The sequence below is a fragment of the Metabacillus hrfriensis genome (genome assembly GCF_030127205.1).
GTDB classification, from domain to species: Bacteria; Bacillota; Bacilli; order Bacillales; family Bacillaceae; genus Bacillus_P; species Bacillus_P dongyingensis.
On record NZ_CP126116.1, the window covers coordinates 3,192,522 to 3,214,598 of the forward strand.

The window sequence follows — 22,077 nt, forward strand, 5'->3', positions numbered from 1 at the left end:
TTATCAACTCTTTCCAATCTGTTCGTACCAATCATTTTATCGGATAACCAGACATTAATCCACTCTCCTCTACATTTACTAAAAACGCAGCCGCTCAAAATCGGGCAGTCATTTGGATTTCTTCTCTTGCCTTCTTTACTTCATTGATAAAATCAGCTGCTTTTTCTTTCATATTAAAAAGGGCTTCTTCCGTTAATGGTTTTTTCGTATTCACAAGGGTGCTCCCTACCCCAACCGCAACAGCCCCTGCTTTCATATAATCAGCTGTGTTATGAAGATCAACTCCGCCTGTCGGCATCAGCGGGATATGCGGCAGCGGGCCGGCAAGGTTTTTTAAATAGGAAGGTCCAAAAGCATCAGCAGGGAAAACTTTAATCAAATCTGCACCATATTCATAGGCAGTAAGAATTTCCGTCGGTGTAAAAGCACCAGGTACACTAATGACGCCATAGCGTTTAGCCATAGTAATTGTTTCTTTTCGCACAGTTGGTGAAAAAATGAATTTTGCCCCTGACAGGATGGCCACCCGTGCAGTTTCCGGATCAAGGACGGTCCCAGCTCCAACAAGCACTTCGTCTCCAAAATATGCCGCTGCAGCCTCAATAACAGACGCTGCTCTTGGCGTTTCCATTGTAATTTCAAGGGCAGTGACACCGCCGTCTTTTAAAGCATTGCCAATCGAAATAATGGATTCAGGTGTTGCTCCTCTTATGACTGCTACAACCCCGCGGTTTCTAATTTCAGTTACTCCCATTTTCTCCACTCCTCATTCTATTATGAAATGTTGGTATTAAGGTTCGGCTGTTTTAAATGCTTTTCCTTAGCCTGTTTCGTCGCAACAATGGTTAAAATGGCGGACAGCAGCAAGGACCCGGCCATAAAGATGTATGAAGCCGCGAAACCGCCGGTAGAACCGTTCAAATACCCAACGACATAAGATCCGACAAATGATCCGAGAGCACCCATTGAATTGATTAAGGCCATTGCACCGCCAGCCACATTTCGAGGAAGAATCTCTGGAATAATCGCGAAAAACGGTCCATATGGAGCGTACATTGCGCCTCCAGCTATAATTAGCAAGACGAAGCTGATCCAGAAGTGATCCGGTCCAATCAAGTATGATGCATAAAAAGCAATTGCACCGATAAACAGGAACGGCCAGACAAATTCTTTCCGCTTTTGCAGCTTATCTGAAAAATGCGAAGCTGTAAGCATAAGGATGACGGCCAGTACATAAGGAACTGCTGATAACCAGCCCGTTTGAACAATGCTCATATTCGGGGCTGCTTTAATAATAGAAGGAAGCCACATGACGAATCCGTAAAGTCCAACACTCCATAGAGCGTATTGAGCAGCAAGTAAAATAACAACTTTCGATTTGAACGCTTCCCGGTAGTTTTTAACGGGTTTGATTCCTTCCTGTTCTTTTTCTAGGGCAGCCTGAAGGTCGGCTTTTTCTTTAGCGCTCAGCCATTTTGCATCTTTAGGATGATCAAACACAAGCTTCCACCATAAAAAGGCCCAAATAACCGCTGGAAGTCCCTCAATAATAAACATCCATCTCCAGCCATATGCTTCCAATAAATAACCTGAAACGATCGACATCCATAAAACAGTTACCGGATTTCCAAGGATAAGGAATGTATTGGCTCGTGAACGCTCTGCTTTAGTGAACCAGTGACTTAAAAAGACAAGCATAGCCGGCATTACAGCACTTTCTACAACGCCAAGCATAAATCTGATGATAAATAAGAAATTAACATTTGAAACCATTCCTGTTAAGGTTGCAAGTGCACCCCAAGCAATTAACGACCAGAAAATCAGGACTTTGGCACTTTTCTTTTCGGCATAATGAGCACCGGGAACTTGGAAAAAGAAATAGCCTAAAAAGAAAAGAGAGCCAAGTAATGAAGAGATGGCAGGAGTAATCTGGAGATCCTGCGCCATTCCGCCTGCTGCGCCGAACGCATAGTTCGCGCGGTCTAAGTAGGCAAGGCTGTATGTGATAAAAACAACTGGTATTAACCGGATCCATCTTTGTTTTGCCAATGTTTGCTTCATCGTAAGCCCTCCTTAAATAGGTAAATTCATATAATCGATTAATGTCTGACGATCAGGGTATCCGTCATTGTCTCCTGGGGATTGAACAGCCAAAGAACCAATGGCATTACCCCTGAGCACAGCTTCCTTGAGCGTCAGCTTCTCAATCAGACCGCTTATCAGGCCGACCGCAAATCCATCTCCCGCTCCTACTGTATCAACCACTTTTTCAACTTCAAATGGCTTCACTTCGGCTTCTTCTGAATGATTTTTATAAAATGCACCTTGTTCACCAAGCTTGATCACAACAAGACTGACTCCTTTTTCTAAATAAAAGGACGCTATGTCACGGGGGCTGCTGTATCCTGTAAGCAGTTCACCTTCTGAAATGCCTGGAAGAACATAGTCAGCTTTAAAAGCAAACTCGTTCACTACTTCAATCATTTCCTGCTGCGAGGCCCATAGTGTCGGTCTCAGGTTAGGATCAAAACTGACAGTGCGCCCCGCTTCTTTCATATGAGTTAAAGCTTTTTGGGCAAACGAGCGAGTATGTTTTGAAATAGCGAGAGGAATTCCAGTCATATGAAGATGCCTGGCGCTGCTAAAATAGTCCTTCTGAAAATCATCAGCACTCATAAAGCTTGCAGCTGAGCCTTTGCGGAAATACTGAACCGCAGGATCTCCCTTCAATGCTTTTTCTTTGAGCTGAAATCCCGTTGGATAGCGGTCATCTTTGAAAACATGATCAACATTCACATTCTCTTCTGCAAGCCTTTTCATAATAAAAGTTCCAAAGGCATCAGCTCCAACCTTGCTTGCCCATCCTGATTTCAGACCGAGTCTTGCGAGCCCAATCGCAACATTGGTTTCAGCGCCAGCGAGCTCCCTTGTAAAGTGCCGGACCTCATCTAACGGTCCTGGATTTTCTGCCATAAACAGTGCCATCGCTTCACCGAACGTGACTACATCTAACTTTTGCATACAGCCTCACCTTTTCTTTTTGATATATTGGTATTGACCATTTCTATAAACACTTTCAGACGGCCGACAGGATGAATCGGAAATTCCAGTGCTCTAGGAAGACCTCCCGGCAGCTGTTCTGCCACCTTGCGCCAATCAGCAGTTTCACTCTTTGATAGTTCAGTCGTAACTAATCCCCTGCCGGTTTGAACCACTTCCTTTAAATGCAAATAGGATATATAATCTTTCAGCATTTCGAATGCTTTAATTTGGTGTTCATTCGTAAAAAGCCAGTTTCCTGTATCGAATGTCATCTTAACTGGAACGCCTGCAATAGAAGCGCTTTCAAAAAAAGATCTCAAGGTTTCCACATTCCCCCCATGCAGTGTCTGATCATTTTCAATCAGCAGTTCCAGCGAATCAAAATGATCTAATAATTGATTCAGCTTTTCTAAGTCAGATACGCCTTTTATGTAGTGGCCGAGCGATACTTTTACCCATCTCGCACCAAGCAATAGGGCCTCCTCTTTGATTACCTGAATCTTCTCATCATTAAGAGATCCATCCATTTTCCATAGTTCAACAGGGGCGGAATAGACGGTAAACAATGAACCTGCAATCTTTTCCCTCAGCTGCTTTAAAGGTAAATCTTGCTCAGAAAATAATTCCCTTCTGATCTCAACGCCGTAAGCTCCTGATGCTTGAATGATGCTAATAAATGAAAGCTGCCCATTCTCTAAAACTTCTTTTCTATCAAATGCATTAAGCGGAATGATTACATGATTCAAAGAAATGCTCCTTTCTTTTTAATAAATCGGTTTAGTAAATCGGTTTATTTGAATTATAATCTGTATGAAAGCGTTTTACAACCCTTTTCAAAAAAAAAGAATGAACAGCCGGAGCAGTTCATTCCAGTATCATTGGAAAAGATGCATTACTTTCTTACAACTTGTAAAATCATTCCGATTAATTCATTCGTGTACGTTTCCAAATCGACTTTTTTGCTACTGGGGACGTCAGCATATATTCACTTATTGCACCTTGAATCATAATGATGAAACAAAAAAACCATTTTGGAGTGAATTTCCAAAATGGTTTCCTTTTCGTTTAGTTTTCCGACTGTTTTTTATTTTTCAAGCGGTTTACCATTAAACATTTTCACTTGAAGCGGAGCTGCCATAAATTGCGGAGCTTTGCCAACAAAAGAAGTGAAGTGTTCACTTGAGTTGTGTGCTGCAACTGCTTCATCACTTTCCCAAACCTCCACCATTGTATAAGCGCCATCCTGTTCTGTATCTTTCATTAAATCATATGAGATATTGCCGCTTTCAGCTCTTGAAGCTGCAACTAAAGAGCGAATTTCGTTTAAAAAATCATTTTCCTTTTCGGCATTTACCTTAAATCCAGCATGAATAATAATCATTCTATTTCCCCATTTCAATAAATAATTTTTGAACTTACTTCCACTCTGCAATAGCACCAATCGGCAGACGCACAGATTTGTACCCTTCATCAGCAGCTTTCCCGATTGACAGCAGCATAACAGGATAATAACGGTTCTTGTCCAAGTCAAAGGCTTCCGCAATTTGATCTTTTTCAAAACCGCCGATCGGGTTCGTGTCATAGCCGTGTGCACGCGCGACCAGCATGAGCTGCATTGATACTAGACCTGCATCAATCAGATTCATTTCTTTCGTTTGTTCAAATGTCATCGCTTCAAAGAACCCTTTTATCGCAGGCACTTGCTGATCTCTTACTTCAGCAGGCATGTGCCCTTCTTCCACTGCTTTATTATAAATTTCATCAAGGTATAAATCACTTTGCATATCTGCAAACACGGCGATTACAGCTGAAGAAGTCTCTACTTGTCTTTGATTGAATCTGGCAAGAGGAGCAAGAGTTTCTTTTCCTTCTTTCGAGTCAATCACAACAAAACGCCATGGCTGCAAGTTAACAGATGATGGAGCAAGTGCAGCTTCAGTTAAAATTTCAGTCATTTCCTCTTTGCTGATTTTTACACTTGGATCATAGTTGCGAATGGAACGGCGTCCAGTTACAATTTCCTTAAAATCGTTTACTAATGTTTTATTCATAGTTCATTCTCCTTTTATGTCTTGTCATGCTGTGTTCGTTTTCTGCTACTGGATCTTCTCAACATTTCCTTGAATACGGCTAAGCATATTTAACAAAGAAGAACGTTCCTCTTCTGAAAAGTCCTTTAAAACATTTGAAATGAATCGCTGCTTTTCTTCTTTATAAGCAACAATTTTCATCCTGCCTTCTTCTGTCAGCTTCACAAAAGTGACCCGGTTATCAGCAGGATTTTTCCGCCGCGTTACCATTCCTTTTTCCTCGAGCTGTTTTAAATGTCTTGTAACTGCCGCATTATCAATGTTCACTTTCTTTTGCAGGGCAGTCTGGCTGATTTCATCTGCTTCATAAAGCTCATGCAAGAGCTCCAGCCTTGACTGGCTGATTCCTGTGCACCGCTCAAATTTAGGCATTGTAAGTTTATTTATCTCATATAATCGATAGACTATTTTTTCATCCAGATTGCACGAATTGGACAAAAGCATCCTCCTCCTTTAATTAATTAGTTGACGGGTCAATCATTGACCTATCAACTAATATAATAGAGTTTCTTATTAAAGTCAAATAAATGATTAGAACTTGCATATTAAAAGTAAAAAGCAAATTAAAGCAGCAAGTTAAAGCCAATTTTCTTCATTTTTTGATTTTGCTGCTTGAAGCAAACCTTCAACTTATCAGGTTTCCTTACTGCACATCGGACAGATAGCACTTTTTCCCGTAATTTTTTTGCTGTTTCAAAGCCCGCTTTTCCATCAAAACCTGTACTAATACCTTTATTTTCTCTCATCCATTGGAACAAATGAAGGGATATAAAAAATTAGTTGAGTATTAAGTTTTACGCTTTTTCCTAAACAAAACAACAATGAACAACAGCAATGGCAGTCCTGTTTGTAATGGAAGATGCAGATAAACAGGAACGATTTTCAGTCCGATATACATGTGTTCCTGGATGTTTTCAGCGTTAAAATGAGAGGCAGCCAGAGTTAATAGACATATAACAGAAACAAGAGCGGGGTGCTTTCGTTTTTTGAACAAATTTGCTGTTCCAATAACCGCTGCATATGTAAAAATGGAGATTTTAACGAAACAGCCAATAACTAATATCGAAATGACGAGTGCATCTAATCGCTGAAGAAAATCACCAATGGTTACCTTGCTGACAGTTTCAAGCAGAGGAAAAATGGATGTTTGTACCATTTGCGGTCCAAGAACCGCAATATCAATAGCAGATATATAACTTAGAATGAATCCGCATACCAGTATTGAAAACAGGCCGGTCTTTAAATTTGAATCTGGCCGATTTAAATATGGCATCAACATGGTAAACACGATCACCTCTCCGAACGGGAAAGTAAACGTCAACGGAAAAGCCGTTTTCAAAACAGGCTTCCATCCACCTTCCAGTATAGGCAATAAATTTTCTGGCTTTACCAAACCTGATGCGAAAATGAAAAAATTACTCGATATTAGAAAGAAAATAAAAAAGAAAAAGAAAATCTCTCCTGCTCTAGCTAATGGCTCTATCCCCAGATAATTTGCATATGCGATAATTAATATTACCAATAAATTTATCACCAATAAAGGTGTTTGGGTCAATGTAGAAATGACTAAAAGGCTGCCTAAATCCCGCAATACTCTTGAAGCGATATAAATAAAATAAAGAATGTATAAGACGGCCACTGGATATCCAATTATTTTTCCGAAAACCTTAGGGATATAACCAGTCAAAGGAAGATCAGGATATTGACGAAAGAGGTAGTGGTAGATACAAAAAAGAACCATGCCGCCAAGCATCCCAATTAGGATGGAAATCCATGCATCTTGTTTTGCGTTTACCCCCACCGCTACTACAACAGCACTGCCAAGTTCAAATAAAATGATGAGGGAAAACATTTGAAAAGGACTTATTTTTACTTTCTCCATTAGAAGGACCATCCCTTTGTTCATTGGTTTTCATTCTTAGAATGAACGCATCTCCTCATTCCTTTTATAAACCGAGCTATTATTTTAATTCTTTCAGAAATGAATTACCAACCGTGCCTATACGCCGTATTTTCGCTTCAACCTTGATATTCACAGGTAATTCTTCAAATTCCTTATCCCAATTTTTACTTAGTTTTTTCCAAGCTTTCGGATCTGCTCGATGAACGGCTTCACCAAAACCAAAAATATCTACTTCAAACTCTTCCTGAACTTGTTTGATGGACTGTTCGAACATTTTTGTGGCTCTTTGTTCCTCTATCTTCTCTAATTTGTCAATAGTTTCCGGTTTCGTTAGATCAATATTACACTCTATTTCCCCGACGTTATATTCTCTGTGAAATTCAATATCTATTTCAGGTTTGCCATTCTTTACTTTGCCTTTTACTTTCGCTTTTGACTTAAGGAGCTGTAAAACGGCTTTCCCCTCTTTAGGACATGATATATTCACAACTGTACTTTTGACTTTATTTGTAACGGCATTATAAGTTCTGCCCTGTTTCTCATTAAGCCAGCCTATTAATTTATCCTTATCAAATACCGCTAAACCGTCAAATAGCAATCGTGCCGGGGAATCGATCATCTCTTCATTCCTTTTGCTTAAAGCGGCCTCTTCATTACCTTTTATAAATGCCTCTATTCCAGTTAACACAGGTTGTTTCCCGTCGCTTACCAAATCCGCAATCAGGTCGTCTAATGTAACAGAACTTGTCGCTGACCATGCCTTTTCTGATACTTTAAGAGTATCAAACAAATGATTAGCAGGTATCTTTTCTAAAGTTGTTGGCACCTTTAAGATATCTTCTGCATTCATTCCCTTTGCTATGGAAATATAAAAATCAGAACGAAGTTCCCAGTCCCTGAAAAGCAGATCTAACGGCTTACCAATTCCTTCTTTTGCCAATGACTCTCCAATCACTAGAATTCGAAGGTGTGAAGGATATATTTTTCTTGGTGCTTCCCTTGTCATTTTTCGGAAAGCCTCAAATACGGTTTCACCTGTCGCCTGATAGATGACTACTGATGAACTTCCGCTGCCTCCTTCTGAGGCTACTTCTCCCGGGTTGACTACTTGAGCAGTTACAAGATATTGACCATCCATAGTCGTATCTAATCCAATGGCCAGAGTAATGGCAAGTTCGTTTATCTCACGGCGGTTCCAGCAGCCAGTTGTGAATAAAAGAACGATTATCAGTATGATTAGTATTTTAAAACTCCATTTCATAGATTAATCTCCTATCGAACTTCTTTATCATAAGTTTGCCAAAAGGATAACCGCCATTTATTCTTACTTAAAGTTTAAACCTTTGCATTTTTTCTTATCTCCCCTTCAATGCCTTTAAATCTCTTTTGCATACTCTCATCACTTTAATAAAGTTTCAATCAAATCGGAAAGAGGCTGATAAATAACTGTAATCCAATCTACTGGATTGGGTATCTCGATATGTAAAGCTTGAGCTATGCTTAATGATATGCCGATTAGCAGAAGGATGAAAAATACCCATAGCTCCTTCTTTTCTTTTTTTCTTAATAGAGAAGGAACATCGATCGCGATGATCACCCCGGCAATGACAAGGATTCCTGCAACAGCCACCACTTTCGTTGCTCCTTTCTTCATTTGCTATATTTAAGGTCGATAGAGTATTTTAATATGCCACTTTAAAAACTTAACAATTAATCAACGTTCTTCTGCCGGTCCTGTTTCAAAGTTTGTTCACGTCTAATGTTTTTCTGACTGATTAAACGGGGACGAAAAAACATCCGTCCTCTGGGAACGCGAATAATTGTATCGTGAATGTCTTCCTTAATAAATGGACCAAATGGACTCATATAAGGAACCCCGAAGGAACGCAAACTGCACAAATGAAGAATTAGGGCAATAAACCCGATAAGTATCCCGAACAAGCCAAACGAAGCGGCAAGAGCCATCATCGGGAACCTGAGCATTCTAATTGACATGGACATGGCAAATGAAGGAAGCACAAAGCTTGAAATTGCCGTGATCGCGACTACGATTACCATAGCAGCCGAAACGATTCCAGCCTCTACTGCAGCTGTACCAATCACAAGTGTTCCTACAATAGAAATAGCTTGTGCTATAGCCTTAGGCATCCGTAAACTTGCCTCACGCAAAATTTCAAATGCGGTCTCCATCATAAGTGCTTCTATAAATGCCGGAAAAGGAACCCCTTCACGTTGGGCAGCTAAATTTATTAGAAGACCCGTTGGCAGCATTTCCTGATGAAAGGTGGTGATGGCGATATATAGAGAGGGGCCCAGTAAAGCAATAAAAAGACTAAAAAAACGAAGCAAACGTATCAGGGTGCTGATATCTGCACGCTGATAATAATCTTCGGCGGCCTGTATAAAGGATACGAAAAGAGCAGGAACTACCAGAACAATTGGCGTGCCATCCACTAAAATAGCAATTTTTCCTTCCAAAAGCTCGGCAGCAATCTTATCAGGCCGTTCCGAATAATAGACAGTCGGAAAAGGACTTAAAGCTTCATCCTGAATCAATTCCTCAATATAGCCGCTTTCCAGAATTCCATCGATTTCGATTCGATCCAAACGCCTATGCACTTCTTTAATAACCTTATCATTCGCAATTCCATCGATATACATGATCGCTACATCTGTGACTGTCTCTCTGCCGATTTTTTTTGATTCCAGCCAAAGATGAGGGGTTTTTATTTTCCGGCGTATTAAAGCCGTATTCGTGCGCAAATTCTCCGTAAACCCCTCCTTCGGTCCGCGAACAACGGTTTCCGTAGTGGATTCCATTACACCACGGTCCTTCCCGCCCCGCATACAGATTTCGAAACCTTGTGAATACCCATCCACTAAGAGGATAACATCCCCTGATAAAAGAGAATTCATTAAAGAGCTGAATTCAGTTACATCTTGTATATCTCCAACGGCCAGGATTCTATCTTTCAATACTTGTACTATATTCTGTTCTGATGATAGCAATAGATCTTGATCGTCTAACATGAGCGATTTCATGATATAGTTCTGAATGGAATTGGTATCCACCAATCCATCTGTATAGAAAAGACAAGCTTTAATAAGTCTCCCTTTGCCAATCTGAATTTCACGAATCACGAGGTCGCTGCTGTTCCCAAGCAGTTGCTTAACATGCTGAATGTTTTCATTCAGGTTTGTTCTTAACATATCTTCGTTTATCTCATTACGTTCGTCTTTATGATCTAATGAAGATTGGTTTATTCTTTTTTTTGTTTTTTTCTTAAAAAAACTCACACATATAATCCCCTCTCATTATGTTTAAAGTGGTTTGCCTGATTTTTGGGGAAATGAATCGGTCCTTATACATCATTCATTTGAAATAATAACAGGATCTTACTCTTCGATATAGCTCTGCTCTATTTAATGATCATTTTTTACCAATTTACCATGATTTAAACATAAATAGGTTCTTGAGAAACGGGAATTTTATGTAAAGAAAATAGAATGATTGGATAATAAGCATCTGATATACTCAACGCTTTAAATACTGCGGGGAGTTTAATCTAACAAAACAAGGTCAAGAATAGAGATTATAACCATCGATAGGAAGTTGGACTATGGAGAAAAATCATAAAATTAGTGCGCGGCAATTTGCAATACTAGTTATTTTATTTACTATTGGCACTACCATCTTGGTGATTCCTGGCGACCTTGCTCAAGAGGTGGAACAAGATGCATGGCTTGCAGCTATAATCGGTACAGGTTTAAGTTTAATCCTTACGGTATTATTCATAGCAGTTGGCAGGATGTTCCCCAATATGACAATTGTTGAAATCAATGAAAAGCTTCTTGGTAAATGGTTAGGAAAGGCAGTCTCTCTTTCATTTGTTTTTTTTTCACTTTATTGCACTACTTCATTATTTCAAATAGTAGGCACTTTCTTAACAACACATATCATGCCTGATACACCAATTGAAGCAATACATATTCTTTTCGCATGCATCTTATTTATGGGAATCCGCCTCGGTCTTGAAACATTAGCCCGTGCTGCAGAAATATTATTTCCATTTTTCATTTTTCTTTTCATTATTTTAGCAGCTTCGATTTCTCCCCAGATTGATTTTCAGAACATGCAGCCCGTACTTGAAACAGGGATTAAACCGATGATCAGAGCTGTTTTTCTATTTCTAAGTTTTTTTTCATTACCTTTGGTTGTCGTATTAATGATTTTCCCTGTTTCAGTGAATCGGCCAAAAGAAGCTGAAAAACCTCTATTAAAGGGCATTCTCTTAGGAGGACTCTTTTTAATCATTATTATCCTTTTAACTATTTTAGTTTTAGGCGCTGAAAATAGCACAAGACATATGTACTCAAGTTATGAATTAGCCAGAAAAATAAACGTAGGGAATTTTCTGCAGCGGATAGAAGCCATTTTGGCGATTATGTGGATGATAACGATCTATTTTAAGGTTTCGCTTTATTTTTACGCATCTGTGGTAGGACTTGCAAAAACATTGAATATGAAAGATTACAGACCCCTTACGCTCCCATTTGGAATGATTGCCGTTTCCCTTTCTTTAATCATTCATCCCAATGTGATCCACTCATCCACATTTGATAAAGAAATTTGGCCATTTTTTGCTTCAACTTTCGGACTTGTTCTTCCAATACTCTTATTAGTAATAAATGCAGTCCGGACAAAAATACTCAGAAAAAAAGGAACGTGAACGTTCCTTTTTTTCTGAGTTCCCGTTCCCGCTGTCAGGAAGATATTTTCTGCTCAATAAAACTGCTTTAATAGAAAACTACAGCTTATTCTTGCTCATAACATGATGCATTTTTATGGAGTCCATTGTTATTTCCAGACAATTAAGCTGGCCTCCATATGCACATGAGCCATCAATCCCTATTTTATTATTGCCAATATAAATATCATTGCTTTTATGTATGAGGGTATTTGGTGTATGTCCATGTACAATTGTATGATTATGGGTATGATCATTAAATAAAAATTGATCTCTTATCCACATAAAATCTTGTTCATCTGTCAGTTTCCAATTTTTCAGCTTAGGATTAATTCCAGCATGGACAAAGATATAATCTTCGTTTTCATAAAAATAAGGAAGTTTTTCGATAAATTCCAAATGAGCTTGATCGTGATCTTGAATGAGCCGCTTTGCTTTTTTTACTAAATCATTATCATAGCCAATTTCTTTAAACCACCCGTTGCCAACATAACTTGTAATTGTTGCATAACCGCCGTTTCTAAAAAAATGAAGATCATTTCGTTCATTATCTATTTGAATCCAATCATAAAACATTTGATCGTGATTTCCCCTGAGAGCAATTGCTCCTTCGTCAACCAGGCTCATGACCTCGGATAGGGTTTCCTTGCTCCTTGGTCCCCTATCTAAGTAATCACCCAGCAAAATTAATTGGTCGTTTGCAGGATTGTATTTTATCAATTCCAGTAATTTAAGGAATTCATCGTAACATCCGTGTATATCACTTATCGCTAAAATTCTTTTGATGTGAATCGACTCCTCGTATAACTTTATTTATAGTATTTTTCCACTTATGGCCAATCAATCCCTTCTTTTTCTTTTCTTTATCCCTGCTTATCGTTATGTAAAAAAAGTGCTTCTTCCTTTATGGAGAAACGCTGCTTATAAATCAGGAAAAGAAAACATATCCTTTTTCTGATTGGATGCTCGATAAGATTTTTTTATAATTCCTGATAGATTATTGAAATCCTCTAATCGAGCTGCTCATAATGCTGCTGTTATTGTGAAGCTAGGCTTGTCTCTTTTACATTAAAAAAAGATAAGAGAGGATTAAATGGGCTAAATTTAAGCCTCTTTTTCTTGTTTTTCCTGTTCGAAAAAGCCAGAAAATCTTCATTCAATGAAAATCTGAGTGAATAGGACTGCAGTTTGGCACCTCAGTATTAGATGATTCTGCCAGTTTTATCAGGTAATAGCACTCTTCTCTCATCATATGGTCTGCCATAAGTGCCGAGAATGAGCTCAGCATCTGATTTGAAATTTCTAATTCTTCAATTTCGCTCAGGAATAATTGAAACAACTCGATCTCAAGCTTCACGTCCTTGTTCATTCTGGCCAATGCGGGAAAGGAATTGAGGTTAGTCCTTAAATAACCTGTTAATTCTACTGCCTTCAGGTAAAATTGTTCAAAATGCTTCGTAAACTCATCACTCTTATTTTTTAATTTCTTTTCAACGGAATCCAGGGAATCAGATATGGCTCCGGCGTGGCCTGCTGCATCCACTGTCCATAATAAATGGTGATGAAGCTCGTGAAAAACAGGCGGTATTTCCCCTTTTTTTAAGTATTGAATGATTAATAGATATTCGTCTAATTCATTTACCATATGGTTTAGAAAAGTTGGAGTTAAATGAATAACAAATTGGCTTGTCAATTGTTTTTTTAGAATATCCAGCTTAAATTTCCTTAACTCCTCAGTGAGTTTTTCCGCCTCGAGTGTTAAAGTCTTATACTCGCTGCTGCTATTTGCTCTTTCTCTGAGTTCTTTAAAGCTTTCAACAAAACGTTTCGCAGCTGCGATCTCACCTTTCTCCTTCTCAGCCAATGCTTCTAATATAAATGTTGAATGATCCGCCATGATCCTAAGCCAAAATCCATGTTCAAAGGCAGCCTTTTCATTAAATAAAGCCAAGATGATCACCTCTTATTTTATAAGTCTACTTATATATAAATGAATGAAATTATTTATTATTCCACTTAAATTTATGAATGATACTAAGGTGAATTCTCCTTAGTAAATAAAAAAGAACCCGCTTGGGGTCCTAGAATTGTTTGATTGATTCAACTGCAGCTGTCAGGCATATTTAAATTCTTTATTAAAATTTTTACTTTTGGATCTGTTCTTGTTGCTAAGGACATAAAAAAGCAAGCAGGCATGTGATTCCCATCACACTGTCTTCTTTTTCACTTTTTGAAACCAAGACTCCAAAAGCTCCTGCTCTCTTTCTTGAGAGATCCCCGCTTTGAGTTCTTTAACCTCTCTTTCTTTCTCCCATCGATATATATTATTAATAGTATCACCAAGAGGCCGGAAGGAAAGGCCAGAGTTAACAGCTTTTTCTATACTTATGGAAAAAGTGCCTTTCCATGGTTCTGTTTCACCCTCTATCGGGTAGTGTTCCGGAATCCACAATGGCATTTCCGTCCATGGCTGTACTTTATGCTCCAATACAAATTGTTCATCTGCCCAAATGAATTCCGCATCACTGTTTGTAACAGCCTTACAGGTGTTTAATAGCTCTTCTATAGTCAATTCATTTTCCGGTCCTGTTACATTGAACGTCCCTGCCTTTCTTTTTTCCGCCAAATTGAACACCCACACTGCTATATCTTTTACGTCAATCAACTGAACTGGTCGATCTTTCCGACCAGGCACCAGTACTTCTCCACCTTTGGCTACACGCTTAACCCAGTACGGAAGCCTATCTGTATAGTCTAACGGGCCAACAAGCAGTCCTGCTCTTATATGCAAAACACGCCCTGGCCAATGGTTTTCTGCTTCTGCTTCACATAGTACTTTCAACGCCCCGTAATACTCGTAAGGAGAAATTGTTCTCTCCTCAACGGCTTTCAATTTATCCGCCGGCAAGGATTGTAAATGATAGTGTTCCTTAATATTGTTGGGAATCCAATCTTTATATACAGAAATACTTGAGATATATGTGTAATGCTCTATGTTATCCCCGAGTACGGCTGCTATTTTTTTAATTTGATGAGGAGCAAATCCGCATGTATCCATTACAACGTCCCATTTCCGGTTTTTCAGTTGTGATACATCACTGTCTCTATTTCCGACCAGCTGCTCCACTCCAGGAAAAGCCTCAATGTTTGTGCCGCGATTAAATAAGGTAATTTCGTGCCCTCTTGATAATCCTTCTTCTGTCAAAGCTTTTCCTAAAAAACGTGTACCGCCCAATATAAGGACTTTCATGATTTTCCCCCATTCAATTAAATAGTCTGAAAAAAACCTTTCAATTTACAAACGATTTTCCTTAGTAAAAAGATACGGATAGATTGAAAAAATCATGACATTAATTAAGAAAGGTGCGATTGTTGAATGACACTTATGTTAACTGGTCATATAAAATAAAGCATTACAAATAAAGCTGTATATAAACAGCTGAAAATATAACCATTCTAAAAAAAGAGCCTTATGGCTCATTTCAATATTAAAAGTATTTAGATAAGAGTGCTCCCATAATTACACTCGTTAATCAGATCAGGTTTAAGCCGTCATCATTCATGAAATTAAATTACCTTCCATTTTCAAACCAATGATCTGGAACCCTTAAAGTTCCTGGTAATTTAGTGTTCCTATCGCCTTTTGCCGAGTTCATTTGTGGCTGGGTGAGAAAAATACTTTCTGTAAGATCTGCACCTCTTATATCAGCGTCTCTAAAATCTGCACCAATTAGATCAGTCAATCTCATGTCAGAGTCTCTGAGATCCGCGGCAATAAGCAGAGCTCCTCTTAAATTAGCTCCTCTAAGATTTTCACCTCTTAAATTTGCACCGATAAGGTCACTGCCCCTTCCTATTTTATGGTTTTTATTTTTTTGATTCTTTTTTTTCTTTTGGCCAGCTTTTGCCCTTACATATTCACTTGTACGCAAAAGTAACTCGTTAACGGCCATTCTATGTGATTGAATATTTAGATCAAGGATAGACTTAGGGCTTAAATAAGTCAGTGATTTCGTCTCATCAAGCGCAGCCTGCAAATCTTTATGTATAGATTTAGCCTCTTCTAAACTAAGGGCTTCATTTAAGAAGTAAAGCATTTCATGAAGCTGCTGCATAATAGGAAATACTTCGAACATTTCTTTTGCAGCTGCTGGATGATCCCGCCAATCATTCCCTTCATAAGTTACTTGAGATACGTGCTGTCCAGCGCCAAAACATTCATAAACAGCACATCCCCTAAATCCTTTTTGTCTAAGATTCCGATGAATTCCGCACCTGAAATCTGCTTGCAGGTTCGGACAAGGATCTCCGCCATCTTTATTGAGTGCAAAATCAGCAGATTGTGCAAAAGGTAAAGCCGTACAGCACAACCCGAAGCAGTTTTCACAGTCTGAACTTAAATTAAGTTGATCGTTATTGTTTATTAAATTAGCCATTATGAATACTTCCTTTTTAAGATATCTTATATAAATCAATAGCTCCATTCAAAGATGGAAAAAAGTCAAAATCCAGAGACTCAAATTGATAGCGTATCTGAATGATAGCTGCTGATAATTTCCTCAACTTTCAGCAGATCATCAATTATATAATCAGCTTGAGAAAGTTCTTCTTCCTGTGCAAAGTCGAATCTGCAGCCAATTGAAATTAGATTATTATCTTTGGCGGCCAAAATATCTGAAAGCCTGTCCCCCACCACAAAACCTTTTTTCAGTTTATATTTTTTAACGATTTTGCCGACTAACTCCGATTTGTTTTGTGATGCTATTTGCTGAATACTGAACATTTCTGTAATCAATTCTTGAAGACTATAATAATGAACAATTGCATCCAAATATTCTGTCTGCCCATTACTGGCAATAAAAATAGGAAAATGGTTGTTTTTTAGTTTTCGAAATATTTCAGCCACATTCGGGTATAATTCTCCCCTGCCAGAATGAATATAACCTATTAATTGCTTTTGAAAAAAATCATTGGCCAGATTTCTTGTATCTATAGAGTGATTTGGGAGGAGCGTTTCCCACACTGCAGGCAGCGGAACACCCATTATCCTCCTATATTTGTCTATCGGTGTTTCTTTATCCCACAGATTTTTTCCCCTTAATAACTCAAATGTTTCTTCGAGTGACAATTCAAGAATCCTGTTGGTTTGAAAAAGTGTGCCATCCATATCAAATATGACTGCTGTAGACATGATTCCTGCTCCTATTTTACAATTTTTCATGCAGCCTCAATCTCTTTTTTTCTCTTCTTATATTCTCTTAATATGAAAAAAAACCTATAACACTTAAACAAAAAGGAAATTCGATTAAAACTAATAGAATGAGAGCTTCTACACTGTTTTCCATCTGTGTTTATTTTCTCTCTTAAATAGATAAGTCATGTGGGATATATAGAGTAATTCTTTCCAGCACAACCTCATCCTTTTATTGATAATTATACCATTTCGCCCTCTTAGATGTTTCAAATTATTCATGTAAGTTATCTCTGTATTTAGAACGGTTCAAACACAAACTAAATTAATCAATTATGAAGGAAAAAAAGCTTCATATATCCTTTTAAATGTAACTAGGTTAATTGTAACGAATGATTTTCTATGCTGTAGTATGCATGCTACATAGCGGTAACTGTTCTCCTCATAGCCTTTATTTAGTACATCGACAAAAACACCCCAGGATAATATCGTTTGAAATAATGAGGTGTAACAGGCAACATTTGTATAATCACCTTTACTATGAATGTCAGTATTTCCATTTACAACACTGCCATCAACAGTAAACATTGTCATCTATACGTGTAAAGCTCCCGATTGAAGAAGATCGTTTTGCAGCAGCTGTGTCCTGGATTGCATAATAGCTCCCTATTATTAAATAAGACACTTATAATTCTTAACTAATTGTGTCCCTTAATTTAGTAAATGTCCTTCGAAATGCTTTTTCACTTTTGCCCATTCTTCCTTAATGACACTATACAGGACAGTATGACGGATAATCCCTTCTTTTCGAATCATATGATTTCGAAGAATGCCTTCTTTTACCGCTCCAATCCGTTCTATCGCTTTTTGTGAACGGAAGTTTTCATGTCCTGTTTTTATTTGTACACGGTTAAGGTGCAGTTCTTCAAAACAATATTTCAATAATAAATATTTACAATTCGTATTGATATTTGTTCGCCAAAAATTAGGGTTAATCCAAGTTGATCCGATTTCAAGGCATTTGTGTTGTTTTGAAATATCAAGAAGCCAAGTAGCACCAATTATTTTCTCTGTATTTTTATTTACAATTACAAACGCAATATCAGTACCATGCTCACGTTTTTGCAAGGCATCTTGAACATATTGAAGTACGCAGTTTTTCTCTGTTAAATCAACCGACATATGCTCCCAAATACGTTTATCTTGCGCTGCTTCATAAATTCTTTCGACATGTTCAAGTTCCATTGGGATTAACTGTACAACATTATTTTCTAATTTTTTCATTTTCATCACTCCTTGGATCTATTAAACCTTTTTCTGATATGATAAAAATAACCAAAAATGAAATTAACTATAATACCAAGGGATGATGAGATGGAACTTCAAATTCTGCTAACGGATGATAAAACAAAATATATGCAAATTTATGAACAAATTCGACAAGCGATTTTGGAAAAAACACTATTAGCCCATTCTAAGCTTCCTGCTAAACGACGATTGGCTGAACAATTAAACATAAGTATCATGACTGTACAAATGGCTTACGAACAACTGCAGAGTGAAGGCTACAGTTATTCTGTTGAACGGCAAGGATATTTTGTTTCGGAAATTGAAGATGAATGGCACTATGCTGAAAATGCTCAGACTTCTCTGAAGAAACCGGAGCAGCCTGAGCATTTTATTAATTTTAAAAATGGCCAGGTTGATGCAGATGTCTTCCCTTTCAAACTATGGAACAGGCTATATCGAAAGGAGCTTAATGAATTCAACGGATACAATGCACCGTGGCAAGGTGAATATGCGTTGCGCTTGCAAATTGCACGGTATTTACAACAAGCTAGAGGGTTAGCTTGTCAGCCGGAGCAAGTGTATATTTTTAGTGGATTTCAGCAACAGTTAATGAATGTATGTCTGTTTTTTAATCGGGGAGCTATCGGAACAGAAGAACCAGGTTTTATTCGGGCAAAATCTGTTTTTGAGCAATTACAGCTGCAATATCATCCGATTTCTGTGGATGAGGAAGGCTGTTGTGTGCCTAATGAGACAATTAAACTATTATATACAACACCAGCTCATCAATATCCAACCGGTGCAATTATGTCCGCGGCCAGGAGGATACAGTTATTACAATGGGCACTTAAACAGGACGCTTACATTATAGAGGATGACTATGATTCTGAATTTCGTTACAAAGGGGCACCCATTGCAACATTATCCCATTTAGATTCATCTGAACGGGTCCTTTACTTTGGTACATTTTCAAAAACATTATTACCATCACTTCGTATGAGTTATCTTATTATGCCAGCATCTCTTCAATCGGACTTTGAACAGTTCAATACTTATCAAAAATCTACCGTTTCAAGAATCGATCAGCAAGTCGTCGCAAAATTAATGGCAGAAGGACATTATACGGGACATATAGCAAAAATGAGAACTTTATATCGAGCAAAAAGAAGCTGTTTAATTGAAAGCATAACTAACCAATTAGGAGAAGAATTTGAAATCATGGGAGATGCAGCAGGCTTACATATCATTGTTCAACTACCAGATAGATTAAATGAATCTATTGCAATAGAGCTAGCGAAGTCAAAAGGAGTTGAAATCGATGCTGTCTCCACAATGTATCAGCTTCACAAACCAAGTCACCAAGTTATGCTGGGATATGGTGCACCATCCCTGGACGAAATTCAGAAAGGTGTGAGTTTATTAGCTGCAGTATGGAAAAAAAGCTTAAGTAATTAGCATTTTATAAGGTTATCCAGATTTTTCCTGTTAACCTTATAATGTGAAGCACCCGTTAGCTGATTTAAGAAATAACTGAAAGCTTTTTTTGACTTTGTACGTATATTCATGCTGATTTTAGACCAAAAGTAAACCGCCTTCCTGATTAGGCGGTTAATTGAACTATCTATATATCCGTTAGCTTAACAATTGTGGGTTAATCAGACCTTTGCCTACAAGATTTGCTGACACAGGCTTTTTGCCGATTTCTCTAGCCCAGACCGATAACTGCCCAACATGGTGGATTTGATGTGCGATTACGTGGCGCATGACTTCACCCCACGCATCGACATCCATTGTCCCGTTGGGTCGGGGGTCGAAAAATGGGCGAGTTTCCATACTCAACTCCCAGGACTGTACAAACTCTTCCACTTCCGGTCGGAACGCCGCATCCAGTTTGCGGACCTTCTCCAAACCATTGTAACTTTCAAAACTTTCTTGAAAACCTGATTTTCCCTGCAGTTCCTGAATCCAGCTCCACTCCACATCGATAATGTGAAAGAGGGTATGTAAAATCCCTCCGACTCCACCTGTTCGGGTACGCTGCAGTTCCTCCACTGATACGTCCTCACACCAGCGGTACCATTCTTCCCTGACCAACCAATTGTAACGGAACATGGTTTGCATGATATTCCTCCATTCGAGTGATTTCTTTTCATGATTGAATATAATCTTACTTTAGTCGAACAAAGAACCCAGAACATTTCTTGAAAATCTCTTTGATCCTTACTTGTTCTAGATAAAATAGTTATCTCCTTCTTCAATTAACCTGCTTGTGGTATTAACTGGGATGAGTTTGATATCTCTTATGAAAAACAGGAAATTACGTATTGGACTAACGTCGCAGGATAGATTAAAAACAGTTATTGAAGAGTGAAAATATCGTTCTTTTTATTCGTGTTTGCAGATATGAATGAATAGAACGAATTGGAGGAATATAAGTGAAAGCAATTGTGTATACAAACTACGGTCCACCCGACGTTCTTCAATTGAAAGATGTAAAAAAACCTATTCCGAAGGAAAATGAAATACTGGTAAAAGTAAAAGCAACAACCGTAACAGTAGCAGATATTCGGTCACGGAGTTTTACAGTTCCTCCCGCTTTTTGGCTCCCTGCCCGAATTACACTTGGTTTCAGACAACCAAAAAAAGAGATATTGGGGATGGAGTTAGCTGGAGAAGTAGAGTCAGTAGGGAAAGATGTCAAAAGATTTAAGGAAGGTGACCAGGTTTTTGCTGCTTCCCTAATGGGTTTTGGTGCTTATGCCGAATATAGGTGTCTGCCTGAAGATGGACCAGTAACTCTTAAACCCTCCAATATAACTTATGAGGAAGCCGCAGCTATTCCAATTGGGGCACGCACAGCATTGTATTATCTTAGAAAAGCTAACATTCAGAGCGGTCAAAAGGTCCTTGTCTATGGTGCTTCAGGAAGTGTAGGAAGTTATGCAGTACAGATTGCCAAGTATTTCGGAGCAAACGTTACAGGGGTATGCAGTACATCGAATTTAGAATTGGTAAAATCTCTGGGAGCCGATCAGGTAATTGATTATACTGCAGAAGATTTTTCTATTAAGGGTGAGACTTATGATGTGATCTTTGAAGCAGTAAACAAGAGTTCGTTTTCAGCTTGTATGAAATCGTTAAAGAAGGACGGTACCTATTTAAATGTCACTGAACCATTACCAGGTGTTCGAATGCTATGGACTAAATTGACAAGCAGCAAGAAACTAATATTGGGTCAAAATTCACCTGAAACTTCCGAAGCACTAAACTTCCTTAAAGAACTTGTTGAGATGGGGAAGTTAAAAGTAGTCATTGACAGATACTATGCGTTTGAAGAGATAGTAGAAGCTCATAGATATGTCGAGAAAGGACACAAGAAGGGAAATGTCGTCATAAATGTGGAACATTACAACAAATCCTACTAAATGAAACACTATTTATTCTTTCAACGATCAGGGCATAGGAAATTCATTTGATGCAGCCATAGAAATTCTATATAACAGGGTTTCTGATTATGGGTTAGGAAACAATGGAAACACAAAAGTGAATTTTCAATTATGATAACATCAAGCTATCTTAAGCACGGGTGCTTTTCTTGAATAATCACCAATTCTTATCCATTTCCCTAAGTCTAATAAGATGCAAAAATCCCAGCTTTTTAATCAAAAATCTGGGATTTTTGCTATGTTAATATATTGCCGTTTTTCTCAAAGCACTGCACTGCATTGAAAAATAGATGATGAAATGAAATAGGCTGCTACACAAAAAAATTAACATGATTCAGAAAAAAGATTCATACATAAGACAGAGGGA

21 protein-coding genes are annotated in these 22,077 nt (G+C 38.2%); 3 read left to right on the top strand and 18 right to left on the bottom strand.

Features of this window, described 5'->3' with window-relative positions; translation table 11 throughout:
* Positions 1 to 94: 94 nt before the first annotated feature.
* From QLQ22_RS15625 to QLQ22_RS15675, 11 genes are all read right to left on the bottom strand, one after another.
* The gene (locus QLQ22_RS15625) at positions 95 to 754 is read right to left on the bottom strand and encodes a bifunctional 4-hydroxy-2-oxoglutarate aldolase/2-dehydro-3-deoxy-phosphogluconate aldolase (protein ID WP_284015157.1); all 660 of its coding nucleotides are present in this window, start codon (positions 752 to 754) and stop codon (positions 95 to 97) included.
* A 20-nt stretch (positions 755 to 774) separates the two neighbouring features.
* Positions 775 to 2,061, bottom strand: coding sequence for an MFS transporter (locus QLQ22_RS15630; RefSeq protein WP_284015158.1), 1,287 nt, complete (start codon positions 2,059 to 2,061; stop codon positions 775 to 777).
* A 12-nt stretch (positions 2,062 to 2,073) separates the two neighbouring features.
* Positions 2,074 to 3,021, bottom strand: a complete 948-nt coding sequence (locus QLQ22_RS15635; protein ID WP_252207114.1) for a sugar kinase — start codon at positions 3,019 to 3,021, stop codon at positions 2,074 to 2,076.
* Entirely contained in the window at positions 3,009 to 3,788 is a 780-nt protein-coding gene (locus QLQ22_RS15640; protein ID WP_284015159.1) for a sugar phosphate isomerase/epimerase family protein, read from the bottom strand. The genes QLQ22_RS15635 and QLQ22_RS15640 overlap by 13 nt, the downstream gene beginning before the upstream one ends.
* Positions 3,789 to 4,126: 338 nt before the next feature.
* Positions 4,127 to 4,423: a putative quinol monooxygenase gene (locus QLQ22_RS15645; protein WP_284015160.1), complete on the bottom strand. Its 297-nt coding sequence runs from the start codon at positions 4,421 to 4,423 to the stop codon at positions 4,127 to 4,129.
* A 34-nt stretch (positions 4,424 to 4,457) separates the two neighbouring features.
* Entirely contained in the window at positions 4,458 to 5,093 is a 636-nt protein-coding gene (locus QLQ22_RS15650) for a nitroreductase family protein (protein WP_223435937.1), read from the bottom strand.
* Between the two features lie 45 nt (positions 5,094 to 5,138).
* The gene (locus QLQ22_RS15655) at positions 5,139 to 5,576 is read right to left on the bottom strand and encodes a MarR family winged helix-turn-helix transcriptional regulator (protein ID WP_284015161.1); all 438 of its coding nucleotides are present in this window, start codon (positions 5,574 to 5,576) and stop codon (positions 5,139 to 5,141) included.
* Positions 5,577 to 5,919: 343 nt separating this feature from the next.
* Positions 5,920 to 7,014: a GerAB/ArcD/ProY family transporter gene (locus QLQ22_RS15660; RefSeq protein WP_284015162.1), complete on the bottom strand. Its 1,095-nt coding sequence runs from the start codon at positions 7,012 to 7,014 to the stop codon at positions 5,920 to 5,922.
* Between the two features lie 79 nt (positions 7,015 to 7,093).
* On the bottom strand, positions 7,094 to 8,296 hold the full coding sequence (locus QLQ22_RS15665) for a Ger(x)C family spore germination protein (RefSeq protein WP_284015163.1): 1,203 nt from the start codon (positions 8,294 to 8,296) through the stop codon (positions 7,094 to 7,096).
* 138 nt (positions 8,297 to 8,434) lie between these two features.
* Positions 8,435 to 8,668, bottom strand: coding sequence for a hypothetical protein (locus tag QLQ22_RS15670; protein WP_284015164.1), 234 nt, complete (start codon positions 8,666 to 8,668; stop codon positions 8,435 to 8,437).
* 77 nt (positions 8,669 to 8,745) lie between these two features.
* On the bottom strand, positions 8,746 to 10,332 hold the full coding sequence (locus QLQ22_RS15675; RefSeq protein ID WP_284015165.1) for a spore germination protein: 1,587 nt from the start codon (positions 10,330 to 10,332) through the stop codon (positions 8,746 to 8,748).
* Positions 10,333 to 10,655: 323 nt separating this feature from the next.
* Between QLQ22_RS15675 and QLQ22_RS15680 the strand changes: the two genes are divergently transcribed.
* Positions 10,656 to 11,765: a GerAB/ArcD/ProY family transporter gene (locus QLQ22_RS15680; RefSeq protein ID WP_284015166.1), complete on the top strand. Its 1,110-nt coding sequence runs from the start codon at positions 10,656 to 10,658 to the stop codon at positions 11,763 to 11,765.
* A 78-nt stretch (positions 11,766 to 11,843) separates the two neighbouring features.
* On the opposite strand, the gene QLQ22_RS15685 is transcribed toward QLQ22_RS15680, so the two are convergent.
* From QLQ22_RS15685 to QLQ22_RS15710, 6 genes are all read right to left on the bottom strand, one after another.
* Entirely contained in the window at positions 11,844 to 12,596 is a 753-nt protein-coding gene (locus QLQ22_RS15685; protein WP_349654983.1) for a metallophosphoesterase family protein, read from the bottom strand.
* A 343-nt stretch (positions 12,597 to 12,939) separates the two neighbouring features.
* Positions 12,940 to 13,680, bottom strand: coding sequence for a DUF2935 domain-containing protein (locus QLQ22_RS15690; protein ID WP_423246264.1), 741 nt, complete (start codon positions 13,678 to 13,680; stop codon positions 12,940 to 12,942).
* 309 nt (positions 13,681 to 13,989) lie between these two features.
* On the bottom strand, positions 13,990 to 15,033 hold the full coding sequence (locus QLQ22_RS15695; RefSeq protein ID WP_284015167.1) for an SDR family oxidoreductase: 1,044 nt from the start codon (positions 15,031 to 15,033) through the stop codon (positions 13,990 to 13,992).
* Between the two features lie 322 nt (positions 15,034 to 15,355).
* On the bottom strand, positions 15,356 to 16,219 hold the full coding sequence (locus QLQ22_RS15700; protein WP_423246265.1) for a pentapeptide repeat-containing protein: 864 nt from the start codon (positions 16,217 to 16,219) through the stop codon (positions 15,356 to 15,358).
* Positions 16,220 to 16,299: 80 nt separating this feature from the next.
* The gene (locus tag QLQ22_RS15705; RefSeq protein WP_284015168.1) at positions 16,300 to 16,974 is read right to left on the bottom strand and encodes an HAD hydrolase-like protein; all 675 of its coding nucleotides are present in this window, start codon (positions 16,972 to 16,974) and stop codon (positions 16,300 to 16,302) included.
* Between the two features lie 711 nt (positions 16,975 to 17,685).
* Positions 17,686 to 18,258 (bottom strand): GNAT family N-acetyltransferase, encoded by a 573-nt coding sequence (locus QLQ22_RS15710; RefSeq protein WP_284015169.1) that lies wholly within the window; start codon positions 18,256 to 18,258, stop codon positions 17,686 to 17,688.
* Positions 18,259 to 18,348: 90 nt separating this feature from the next.
* Between QLQ22_RS15710 and pdxR the strand changes: the two genes are divergently transcribed.
* Positions 18,349 to 19,719: a MocR-like pyridoxine biosynthesis transcription factor PdxR gene (gene pdxR / locus QLQ22_RS15715; protein WP_284015170.1), complete on the top strand. Its 1,371-nt coding sequence runs from the start codon at positions 18,349 to 18,351 to the stop codon at positions 19,717 to 19,719.
* 177 nt (positions 19,720 to 19,896) lie between these two features.
* On the opposite strand, the gene QLQ22_RS15720 is transcribed toward pdxR, so the two are convergent.
* Positions 19,897 to 20,385 (bottom strand): DinB family protein, encoded by a 489-nt coding sequence (locus tag QLQ22_RS15720; RefSeq protein WP_284015171.1) that lies wholly within the window; start codon positions 20,383 to 20,385, stop codon positions 19,897 to 19,899.
* 314 nt (positions 20,386 to 20,699) lie between these two features.
* Between QLQ22_RS15720 and QLQ22_RS15725 the strand changes: the two genes are divergently transcribed.
* Positions 20,700 to 21,689, top strand: coding sequence for an NAD(P)-dependent alcohol dehydrogenase (locus QLQ22_RS15725; protein ID WP_284015172.1), 990 nt, complete (start codon positions 20,700 to 20,702; stop codon positions 21,687 to 21,689).
* The last annotated feature ends 388 nt before the right edge of the window (positions 21,690 to 22,077 follow it).